This is a genomic window from Bacteroides sp. 1_1_14, from assembly GCF_000162515.1.
In the GTDB taxonomy this organism is placed as follows: domain Bacteria; phylum Bacteroidota; class Bacteroidia; order Bacteroidales; family Bacteroidaceae; genus Bacteroides; species Bacteroides thetaiotaomicron.
Window position 1 is genome coordinate 577,873 of sequence record NZ_GG774702.1, and the last position, 12,195, is coordinate 590,067.

Here is a 12,195-nt window from a genome sequence, read left to right on the forward strand (position 1 = left end):
GAACTTACGGATAACCTGACTTTTTCCCAGTCTGGCTATCCGTAAGTTTATATATTAATAAGGTATAATGGCTTATTCGGCAAAAGCATGTCTGTAACCTTGCACTTTGTTCCATCCGCCACGGGTGAAATCAGGAACTTCTACCGGAGCAGAACCGTTTTCGATGGAGAGTCTGGTCAGTTCGGCCATACAACACCATTCTGCGAGGTCGTAAACGTCCATGTCCAGTGGCAAACCATTGCGCAGACAGTATACCAGACGATAGTCCATGATATAATCCATACCGCCGTGTCCACCTACTTTCTTGGCAGTTTCTTCCAGTTCTTTGTGAATAGGATCTTTGTATTTAGCCATCAATGCTTTTTTTACATCTTCAGATACAGAACCGTGTGCGTTCAGCTTTTCGTGATTCGGCACATCATTAGAGTCTACTTGTGTAGGTCTCAGACAGTATTCCTCAATCGGATATTTGCTGGCATAGCCATCAGCTCCAACTACCTGGTACATACGGCTGTAAGGACGGGGAGTCATTACATTGTGCTGTATCAGCATTGTTTTGCCGTTCTCCGTACGGATGAGGGTTGTGGTCTGGTCTCCGTTCTGGAAGTCTTTTACTTCTTTTCCGGTAGACTTTTTAATGTATGCCGGACCGTTCACAGCTTTGGTGTCCATAGCTACGAGAGTTTTCATACGGTCGCCACGGTGAATATTGAGTACCTGGCAAGCCGGGCCCATACCATGAGTTGCATATACATCACCACGATGTTTCTGATTGTAGTCCATACGCCAGTTGTTCCAGTAATACGGCCAGAAGTCTTCCAGATTGTGTATATAAGCACCTTCTACGTGAAGTACCTCACCGAATACACCTTGTTGTGCCATATTGAGTGAAGTCAGTTCAAAGAAGTCATATACGCAGTTTTCCAGTTGCATACAGTGTTTGCGAGTCTTTTCAGAAGTGTTGATTAGCTTCCAGATTTCATCCAGTGTCATAGCGGCAGGTACTTCGATGGCTACATGTTTGCCATGTTCCATAGCGTATACACCCATGTCTGCATGGTGTTTCCAGTCTGTAGCTATGTATACCACGTCGATATCGTCACGTTCGCAGAGCTTTTTCCATGCTTTTTCGTCTCCTGCGTAGGAAGCTGCTTTCGGCAGACCGGCTTTCTCCAGTATCTTTTGAGCATTTTCAACACGTTCGGGGAGAAGATCGCATAAAGCTACAATCTGAGTTCCCGGAATATGTGTCCAGCGTTCGACCGCACCGGGACCGCGCATTCCCAATCCGATAAAGCCTACACGAACCGTTTCAAGTTTAGGAGTAACGAGTTGGATTACATCTTGCTGATTTGCCGGACGAGCCGGAGTTTCTACTTTAATCGGAGAGAACTTTGCTTTTGTCTTTTGAGCAAAACTGGTCTGGCAGGTCAACAATGCAAGACCGATGAGTGTGTTAAGTAGTAGTTTCTTCATCTTTCTTTTAATTTTTAATTGGGGGTTATTAATTGGTTTTTCATTTCGGTGTCAAAAATACTAATTAATTAATCAATCCAGTGTAATTATTGTAGATATTTTCATTGCCCGTCTATATTTTTGGTAGAAAAAGAGTCGCACTATTCGCTATGTTATAATGATATTTTCGGCATCGCCCGAACAGTGAGCGATGCCGTTTCTACATCTGTAATGTGTGTTAAGTTAAATTATTCTTATAACAGAATACGTTTTCCGTCAGCTTGTACGGCATATAATTTGGCATTCACCATCAATATAGATGAAGGAATCTCGAAAGTCGTGAAGGTAGAAAAATAAAGTAATTTTCCATTTTCATCATTCTCTCTGAGTTCAAAAGCCACAGCTTCATCTCCGTTTTGGATGGAGACCTTGCGTCCTGCCAGCTCTGCCGTGATAGCTTTGGTTATCTTCTGATTTTCTTTGAATTGAGTGTAATATCCGACATCTCCGACTGCCGAATAGCGGTAGTCATTCGGTGGAAACTCACTTTTCTTTCTGTCTTCAATGTATTGGAAAGCATGTTTCGGGGCAGGGAATTGTGCCATGTATTCTTTTGCTTCCCGAATCATCGCATCACTTACATAGTATTTGTATGTTCCATACTGTTCGATAGTCGTATTGACAGGTTCGAAGAATCCCCACATCTCGAAAAAGTCTGTCAGGTTCTGATTGGCGGCTTTACTTGCCATTTTGGCAAATTCAAGTTGCTTTTTCCCGGGATCTTCACCTTCGGTCATATTCACTTCACGCATCAGTTTGAAAAGTGTTTGCCAGAAATCTGTTTTATATTCGCATTGGTGATAGTAAATCCATAGTTGCCAGTTCATTCTCATATGCGTTTCTGTGTCTTCGTTCTGGTGGGTTGCGTCTCCCATATTATACCAAGCCTGCCCGTTGGCATAACGGGCGGTTGCAACGCTTCCTAACCCGTTACCACGCGATTTGTATTTTCCTAATTTATAGATAATGAAATTAGAGAACAGATTATTAGATGATTCGGTAGAACTGGCCCAGTTAATAGCTGCCTGATGAACATGGCCAATTTCATGAGCTGGTCCCCACGCGTTATCTTCCGCTGCCATTACATTATCTTCCAACAAGATATTGCCTAAGTAGGTATAGACAAATCCGATTTGATAGTCAGAAGCCCACATATAACTTCCTTCCGGTGAGATGGCAAATAAATGGTTGTTGACTTGTGATGGGCGTACATCGTCAATTCCCATTAATTCTTGTTGCCAGCCGACAATGTTATCCCATAGATGGATAGCTGAGAGGATGTTGTTGGGTACATATTCCAATAATTTGTTGCGGTGGAAATAGAACATGATCTTTTCACCGCGTATGCAGAAGTATTTGTGTGTTGATTTTTTCAATAATTCAGCGTATTTTTCGTCTGTCTTATGTTCTTTCAGGTCGAAGAAACCGTTCACTGTGCCACTTCCGAGTGGTATGTGAATTTTGATGGGTTTTGCTGTATTTGAAGTCAGTTCGGTGTTGTACATGACAAACAATTGTCCTTCTCCTTTCATAGTCAGTTTGTTGACTCCGGGATTTAGCATATAGACATCGCCTGAAGAAGCTGTTTGCTTGTATTCTGTTCCTGTTTCCCAAATACACTGCATTGAAATATTCTGTCCGTATGTGTCACCAACCAATACGATGATATCGTCTCCTGCCTTGACGGATATACCAGTCGGATTGTCGAGATCACTATATTTCTTAGTCATTAATTTATCCGCCCATTCAGCAATATTACTGTATGGTTCATAGCTGCGAATGCGAAATTCTTTTTCCCATTTGTCGTATGTATTGTCACGAACCGCTTCTGCTATTCTGACGAAATAGTCTGGCAGAGCTTGTATCTGTTCGTTGGTGACGCTGTTCTTTATTTCCGTACAAGTTATATCGGTGAATACGGTAAGAAGTTGTTTATCCAGTGTTTTATCCGTATTTGTTTTGTAAAATTCCATTTCATCACAGCTTACAAAATCACCCAGACCGCTTAATACTTCGAATTTGATTCCGGTCGCTTTTATGCCTTCTGAAAATGAAACTTTGGAAGGAGCATTCTGCTCTTTAAAGTCATATTCTCCCTGTAATGTATAATCTGATCGGTCAGGATTGGTTGTTGTATATACTTTGACCTTTCCGAAGTTTCCATTACCGGATCGTGTATAATAAATTAAGTAGTCTATTTCCGTATCTCCTTTAAAATAGTATTCCAGCGTGACAGGGAATTTGGCGGATTGTCCCCACGGAGTGTGGAAAGGGGCAGCTCCATCAGTTGAAAATTTGCCATCATATGTATTTTCAATATCCTGTCCCTCCTGATGCTCACTCGCTTTGCCTCCGGTTGGTGTAACCTTGATGTCACCCTCAACAATTACTTCGCCTTTGGCATATTGATTAACGGTGATAGTATAGGTAGCAGTAGTTGATGTTACTTTTATGTTGGCTGTTCTTTTGGTTTCGCCTGTATTTTCATTCACTGTAATTCTCAGGAAAGTTCCTTCTGCTGCTGTCTTTTGTTTTGAGCATTGTAGCCAGTTTGCTTCATAAGAGACACTCCATTGAGCTAACTCCATAGATGTGTTAATTGGAATCTGGACAGACGTACTTGATTTATCCAGATTTTGTATCAGATATTCTTCACTGATACTGAAGGAGCTATTTATAATCGATTTTTCGGTATCCTTGCATGCCAGTGAAACTGTGAATAGAGTAAAAAGGGCTAATAGGTTAGTAATGAATCTTTTTATTGTCATTTTTTGCTGTATTAGTTTTTAAGATAGATGAGGTATAAAAGGGTGAATCAAAAGTCTGACTCACCCTTTGTCTCTCATTTATTATTCGGACAGTATGAACAGACTAAATTCGCTCCATACAAAGAAGGAACCACCGGTCCAGTTGCTTTCACATTCAAAGCGTAAGGTGTTGGCAGCATTGTCTATTGAAACGTCGGGAGAAACATAAACTCCTGCAGCACCTGACGGGAGACCATCTTCATCCCACGCAAAACGCTTGTAAAGTTGTAAATTGTTCTCATTCGTTCCTGTATATAAATTGAACCATGCCAAAGCGGCATTTCCGTTATTTGATCTGTTTGTATAGGTGAAACGGAATGTCTTAGTTGATACGGGCAATTTTACTTGAACATAATGCTTGTCGGCAATTGATACACTCCACGCGCTGTGGAAGTAGGTACCTATGTCTCCATCCAATAAATTAGCTAAGGAACCTTCTGACGGTTCTATTGCATTACTGGAAAGCATGTCCGCTGTCAGACTGTATTTTTCAACAGATGCAACCAGTATAAATGGATTCGTGTCGAATTCGAAACCGTCTTTTCCATTAATTTCCAGAATCTTTATACCCACATTTCCGGAGGTCTTCGTAAACTTAGGGATATTAACCTGAACAGAAGATGTGTTTCCAGGCTCAAATGAGATGATATCCGAAACTAACGTTGCTCCTTCTAAGGTAGTAGTAGTTTCATCAATTGCTACTTTACAGGTGAAATTCCATTGGTTTTCGACTTGCAATCCTAAAGCAAGATCAATGATACCTCCACTTTGTGATAAATATTTAGTCACGGTTCCTGAACTGGATTCAGTGACTGAAAGAGATGGAGTAATAATCTCCGGTTTCAGAACTAATGTGTTTTTATCCGCCAGGATGGAATCGGATGTACTGGTCAGCATGATTGGAAGAACACACGTTTGTCCCTCTTCAAGAGTCTGCTCAAAGATTTCTATCTCGTTGGTATTCAACTGTAAATTGATGATCTTATAGGTTTCAGCAGAAGAATAATCGAGTTCTTCCATGTTGAACGAATAACAATTGGCAGGCATTGCCACATAGTCCAAACCTCTCTCGGAGATATACTTCTCAAAATTGACTGCATCCATTGCACCGATATGGGCAGAAGCTGTCAATGTGGGTTGACTTCCGGATTTAATGACCGTTATTGAATAGTTAGTAGCCTCTCCTGTTTTATAAAGATCTACGGCTTGCTCACCGGTGGTCTGCAGTGATAGTATTTTCTCATATTCCTGCGGATAGGTATCGTCATAATTGTCGCAGGAAGTATTCATCAGAATCATCCCGCACAAACACAATGCTATTGATATATGTTTCATATATATTCTATATTGTTATGAATGAATAAAAAATAATTAATATCCGGGTGCTTGTACCATTTGCGGATTTTTGTATACTTCGTTGTAGAATACCGGATTCAGGTACATGCGGTTTTCCCACACATAAGGTGCATCAACTGTAGTTCGTTTATTAAATTCTTCGAATGTGGGACTTTGAACTTCTGCATTCAATCCTTCCCGTTTGTTTGCTCCAAAGTACTTGGCTCCTTCTGCCCAACGGCGGACATCGAAGAAGCGGTGACCTTCGTTCCATAATTCAACAAAACGTTCATTGTGTACCCAGTCTTTTATTGTCATATTATTTGTGATATCAGCCAATGTTAATTTAGGGATTCCGGCACGTTCACGAACAGGATTTAGTGCATCAATGGCTTCCTGTGTATTTCCTAATGCTGCATGGCATTCTGCTACGTTTAGGTAGAGTTCGGCCAGGCGGAATAAGATAGTAGGTGCGCTTGTTCCGCTTGTAGAACCGCCGGCTGTATAGAATTCAGTTACCGGATCAACAAACTTTTGTGTCAGGAACCCTGTGACACTATGGTCACGATTAAATAGAGACGGATTGTAACCGTGCATTTCCGAATTCCTCATTTCCAGTTTCAGAGGAGAACCGGCCGCAAATTTAGTTCCGTAGTCACCACCGTCAAAAGCCATCCATGCATAGAAACGAGGTTCACGACCCACATTCAATTTGATAATGTCTTCCCGTGAAGAGATACCTGCTGACTCAAACCATTCAGAGGAAGGAGTAAAGTCAAGGTCTTTTTCAGGTAGTTTCCCGTTAGCTGTATAGAAATGTTCGAACGTATATAATGTAGGAGATACACCACTATAACCAGCATGCCATGTTCCATCCGATTTCTTCAGAATACGAAGCGGATAACGGGAATAAAAATCAAACTGGTTGGATAATCCCCAGATAATTTCTTTGTTTCCTTCAGATTCACGTGTACTTACGGCATAGCGCATCTTCATTACGTTTTTCAGGAATTCTCTATTATCTTCCACGTCTGCTACTCCGGGAACAAAAGGTAAGTTCAGGGATTGTCGGGAGTAATATTCGTCGTCATCGTAAAGTTCACGGTCACCGGAAGTTGTAGCTAATGTAAGTGCTTCCTGACATGCGGCCAGTGCTCTTTCCCATTTGCTCTTGTCATAAGTATTGCTTACTAAAGCTTTACCGTGACCCGGAGTCTCGAAATTCTCATTCTGCCAGTTAGGATAGGGGAAACTTCCGTTCCATAAAGGAGATGCGGCATAAAGTAGTAAACGGGCTTTTACAGCTTTGGCTATAGTAGATGTGGCGCGTCCCCATTCATTGGTAACGGTGCGGTTGGCAGGAAGTACTTTGGCGGCTTCATCCAGCTGGTTCGCAATCCAGTCTACACAATAGTCAAAGTGAAAACGTCCATTATACTCTGACGTTGGGGTATCCATCGGGATGTACGAGTCTGTAATTGGGATGGGACCATATCTTCTTAAAGTAGCGAAGTGGTAATAAGCTACCAGGAATTGGCATTCGGCTCTCCATTGTTCCTTTTCTGCATCAGATGCAATGTCGCTTCCCGCATTTTCCAACTTTTGCAAAAACAGATAACATTGTCCTATATATTGGTAAGTAGTTCCCCATAGCCAGTCTTGGTTAGTGGATGATGCAGTGTTAAATGCATAGGCGCCCCAATAACCGTCTGTGTTCCATGAATAAGGTAATACATATTCGTCTGTCGTAGAGTTTATTTCCCCCAAATAGGCACTGGGTAAGTCTGTACTGACACCTCCATAACAGGAATAAAGAAATCCTAAAGCTCGGGTAGGGCTTGACATTGCGTCATCGATATTGGGTTGTTCGGGTGGAACAACGTCTAGATAATCACATGAGGTTAAGCCCAATGCAGTGATAATAACTGCTATACTTATATTTTGAAAGATGCGTGTTAGTTTCATATTTTTTCTCATAATAAATTAGAATTGAAGTTGAATTCCGACATTGACAGTCTTTTGCATAGGATAACTGTTCCAAGAAGACAGTTCAGGATCCCAAAGGTCAAACGGACTAAAGGTGAATAGATTGGCTGCGCTGACGAAAATACGTCCATAAGGTATTTTATATCCTACTTCTACATTCTTCAATCGGAGGAAAGAACCATTTCTCAACCAGTAACTACTGTTCACTGTATTGTTGGCAACGTCTGTTGCAAGTAGTCCCAAACGAGGATATTTTGCATCCCAATTCAGTTTTTCTTCTGACCAGTAATTATCGGCTATATATTTTAATACATTTCTGTTACCGACGGCTATTCCTTCTTGGAAAGGGTCAATACCGTTTGTCATGATAGAACGCAGGGCAGAGCCACTGAAGAAGACACCAAAATCAAACTTCTTGTAGTTGACAGTTCCGCCAAATCCGTATTGTAAGCGTGGGGTACTTCCATATTTGGAGATCATCGTCTGGTCATCCGAGTCAATGATACCATCACCGTTAAGGTCACGATATTTAATATCTCCGACCTTGGGTGTAGAACCCAAATTCTGGGCAGGGCTGTTATCTATTTCTTCTTGTGACTTGAATAAGCCTTCTGCTATGTAGCCGGTAATGCGTGAATAAGGTTTTCCGGTTTCTGACTTCCATATAGTCGGATATTCCGGTTCATCCACATAGACCATTTTATTTTTGTTGTAGGTGAAGTTTGCCTGTAGACTGACAGACAAATCTCTGGAGAAGTTATTGGCATAATTAATACTGAATTCCACTCCTTTATTATCCATTTTACCAATATTACTCCAAGGTTTGGCAATATGATAAGCCAGCGATTGTGGCCATGCTTCACGGTTCATGAAGATGTCATAACGCTTGTCGTAGAAATAATCGAAGGTAAATGTCCAGTTTCGGAACAATGTAAAATCAATACCGATATCGAGCTTTTTTACTTTTTCCCATCCCAAACCGGACATGGCGTAGTATGCCATCTGAGGACCTCCTAATTGGTAGTCCATATTTTGTCCGGAAGTCCATTTCAGATAAGACAGGTCGTTGTTTGTAATCTTGTCTATATACAGGTAATAACTTCCGCCGGCTGTTGCCAGATCGTCGCTACCTACAAGACCGTAGGAACCTCTGATTTTGAGATTGTCCACTACATTTTTCATTGGTTCGAAGAAAGCTTCATTGCTTATCACCCATCCTAAAGACACGGCAGGGAAGAATCCGAAACGGTCTTCTTTGGCCAGACGTTCGGTCCCGTTGTAACCGAAGTTAAACTCAAACAGATAGCGTTGTCCGTAATCATAAGTAAGACGTCCGGAAAGGCCTTGATTACGGTTGGGTAACACATCGCTTCTGTATTCGCGTTGTTTGTAGAGTAACATGGCACCTACATTATGCAGACCGAATTGACGGGCATAGTTTAGGTTGAACTGTAATTCAAATGTTTGGTCGGAAGACTTTCCGATAGCCGACTGACTGATATAATCGCTGCCATTCGAATTTAGCAGTTCCAATTCATAATTCGTATTTTCCAGGTCGGTTTCATCGTAGCTTCCGCTTTTTATGCGATAATAATAAGGAGCAATGCTACGATCAAAGTAAGAACTTGACCAGGTTTTGAAATTTACAAAAGCATTAATTTTAAGCCCTTTAGTGATAAAATCCAAATCCTGATCTATCTTGATAACTGTGTTAAGTGTATTTTCGTTCGTTTCGGCAAATGATGTCATCATCCTGGCATAGGGGTTCGTGTATAAGGTACTTCCTGAGATGATGTTGTTGCCGTACATGATACGCCCGTCTTGACTTGGATAAGTAACCGGAAATTCTATGGGGGTAGTAGTCAGAATCTGTTTGAACAAATCCTCGCTTGATACATTCGGGCTTTTTTTCTGACGGATCTGAGCGTTCATATTCATTTTGATTGTCGTCGTCGGCGTCAGTTTATAAGCAATATTATTCTGGAAGGTATAGTTCATTATATTAATATTGTTGTTCCATGAATATGCTTTCCCTGTGTTCAGCAAGCCTGAATCATGGCTGACATCCAAACTCATGTAATATTTAACTTTAGAACCACCACCGGAAATGTTGACGTTGGCACGTTGGCGCATACTCATGTTTTTGAACAATACGTCTTGCCAGTTTACATCGGGGTATAGGTATGGGTTGACTCCGGATGCCGTACGTTCCATGTCTGTAGCACTGTATTTGGGTGTAGCGGAAGAGTTTCTGGCTAATGAAGCTTTATTATACATATCCATATAAGTAGCTCCGTCCACAAATTCCGGGAACTTGTCTAAGTAGTTGAAAGAATTTTCTGCTGTAACGTTGATGGATGTTTTACTATTGTATTCTCCGCCTTTAGTTGTGACGATCATTACACCGTTAGCTCCGCGTGAACCATAGATAGCGGTGGCAGATGCATCTTTAAGGATAGAGAAACTTTCAATATTCTCGGCCGGCACATAATTAAGGTCACCGGATGATATTTCTACATCATCCAGTAAAATCAGAGGAGTTGCTCGTCCACCGAAAGTACCGATACCGCGAATGTAAAATTCGGCACCGGAGCCAGGCTCTCCGGAATTTGTTTTTGCGATGACACCCGCCAACTTTCCGGCAAATGAATTGGATAAAGTAGATGACGGCAGCTTGAGGCTGGCACCTTTTATACTTGTGATAGCTCCTGTTACGCTGACCTTCTTTTGGGTACCGGAACCGACTACGACAACTTCATTCAAGGTATGATCGTCTCCTTCCAGTACAATTTTGATATTCCCTAGATCTTCTACAGGAACTTCGCGAGTTTTATATCCGATGTAAGTTACGACAAGGATCGTCTTATTGTCGGGTATAGAAAGACTAAAATTACCATCAATATCCGAGATTGTACCGGTGTTCTTGTCACCTTTAATCGTGATGTTAGCTCCAATGATGGGGCTATCGTCCACTGCGTCTATAATAGTACCGGTTACAGTACGTTTTTTCTTTTGTTGGGTGTTATTCGTTTTTTGTACGTTAAGAATAACCTCTTTGTTTTTTACGATATAGCTAATACCGCTGTCTTTGAAAACTTCATCCAGAATCTCGTCAATAGGACCATTACAATTAATGTCTTTCCGTTGTTTGTCTTCGAGATCTGCTGCATTGTAGAAGAACGTGTAGTCGCTGTTTTTTTCTATAAGCTGGATAGCTTGCATAATAGTGATTGATTGCCCCTTGATAGATATGTGTCCTTGAGCTCCAAGAGCGGACAAGGGGTAAAAGAGCAAAACGAGTGCGATATGCTTCAGATATCGCCTCCGGTAACAACTGTGATTTTTTTTCATGATTTAACTTGTTGTGAGGTTAAATATTGGGTTAATTATTAGAAATATGGTTAATTATATATTACTATTTTTCTATTCTGTTTTTTGTATGTAAGGTTAAGGCTGAAACAGAGTTTATCTATCACGTCATCCAATGTTTCATCATAACGGATGCTGCCTGTGAATGAAGGCTGTTTAGTAAACTTTCCTTCTAGAATTATATTTGATTGGTATATTTGATTTACAATTGAAATGAGCTGGGATAATGGGGTTTCTTTGAAGTTGTATCTTCCGTCCTTCCAATTGATATCCATAACATTCTCAACTAATGTTTGTGCATTGTTTGGATTATACATTACCTTTTGCGATGGAGACATGATAATTTTCTCTCCTGTAGATTCTACATTGAATTCAATTTTACCATGAAACAGCGTGATTTCATTTTTTTCAGCATTAGTTTGCTTGATTTGGAAACAGGTTCCCTTTACTTCTATAAAAGCTTTATTAATATGTACTTGGAAGAAACTGCCTTCATGTTTATATACCTCAAAAAATGAGTTGCCTTCTAACCATACTTCTCTTTTTTTGTTGAAGGCTTTTGTGTATTTAATGGAACTACCTGATTCCATCCATACTTTTGTACTATCCGGTAAAACGTGCATTTGGTTTTGTTGTGCTATCACCTTTATAAATTCGTCGTTAATATTATCTCTGATTGAATTCATCCAAAATCCTCCTATTGTTAGTAAAAGAGCAAGTGAAGCTACGGCAAAATGCCATCTTAGTTCTGTTAGAACTAAGAATAAAAAAATGACTTTTACGAAAAAAAAACTTCTTTTTAATTGGGTGGTAGTGTGTTGATTATTAAGTTGTTGTGGTTTTAATAATAATTTTGCTATTTTTTTTATCGAAGGGATGTGGGGATAGACTTAACTCAAGTGTATTTATAATATACGAGTAATAATAAATAGAATAATAACAAAGTAAGATAGGATGGATAAAGATACAAAGATGAGTTTGATTAAAGGTTTGCTGGCAGGACAGCTGACTAAAAAGCAGCGAAGGAGCTATGCTGACCTGGAATCAGTGGATAGAGAACTTAAAATACAATGGAATGAATCAGAAAATAAAGCTATAGATTTTAAAATAAAAGAACAGATCTGGGAAAAAGTAAAAGCAAGATGTGTAGATAGGAAAAGAAACAAAGTTCTAACAGAACTTA

General features: G+C 40.4%; 7 protein-coding genes. 1 reads left to right on the forward strand and 6 read right to left on the reverse strand.

Going from position 1 to position 12,195, the window contains the following annotated elements:
- Positions 1 to 72 precede the first annotated feature (72 nt).
- The 6 genes from HMPREF9007_RS22160 to HMPREF9007_RS22135 all read right to left on the reverse strand — a co-directional run bounded on the left by HMPREF9007_RS22160 (position 73) and on the right by HMPREF9007_RS22135 (position 11,698).
- On the reverse strand, positions 73 to 1,476 hold the full coding sequence (locus HMPREF9007_RS22160; protein ID WP_008759920.1) for a Gfo/Idh/MocA family oxidoreductase: 1,404 nt from the start codon (positions 1,474 to 1,476) through the stop codon (positions 73 to 75).
- A 233-nt stretch (positions 1,477 to 1,709) separates the two neighbouring features.
- Complete coding sequence (locus HMPREF9007_RS22155; protein ID WP_008759921.1) at positions 1,710 to 4,283, reverse strand: M60 family metallopeptidase; 2,574 nt, start codon at positions 4,281 to 4,283, stop codon at positions 1,710 to 1,712.
- 81 nt (positions 4,284 to 4,364) lie between these two features.
- Positions 4,365 to 5,657, reverse strand: coding sequence for a DUF1735 domain-containing protein (locus HMPREF9007_RS22150; RefSeq protein WP_008759922.1), 1,293 nt, complete (start codon positions 5,655 to 5,657; stop codon positions 4,365 to 4,367).
- A gap of 36 nt (positions 5,658 to 5,693) precedes the next feature.
- The gene (locus tag HMPREF9007_RS22145; RefSeq protein WP_008759923.1) at positions 5,694 to 7,634 is read right to left on the reverse strand and encodes a RagB/SusD family nutrient uptake outer membrane protein; all 1,941 of its coding nucleotides are present in this window, start codon (positions 7,632 to 7,634) and stop codon (positions 5,694 to 5,696) included.
- Between the two features lie 6 nt (positions 7,635 to 7,640).
- A complete protein-coding gene (locus HMPREF9007_RS22140; RefSeq protein WP_008759924.1) occupies positions 7,641 to 10,994 on the reverse strand; it encodes a TonB-dependent receptor in 3,354 nt (1,117 codons plus the stop codon).
- A gap of 50 nt (positions 10,995 to 11,044) precedes the next feature.
- Entirely contained in the window at positions 11,045 to 11,698 is a 654-nt protein-coding gene (locus HMPREF9007_RS22135) for a FecR family protein (RefSeq protein WP_008759925.1), read from the reverse strand.
- Positions 11,699 to 11,966: 268 nt separating this feature from the next.
- Here HMPREF9007_RS22135 and HMPREF9007_RS22130 point away from each other — a divergent pair.
- Positions 11,967 to 12,195 (forward strand): hypothetical protein (locus HMPREF9007_RS22130; RefSeq protein ID WP_008759926.1); only part of this gene is annotated, 229 nt, incomplete at its 3' end.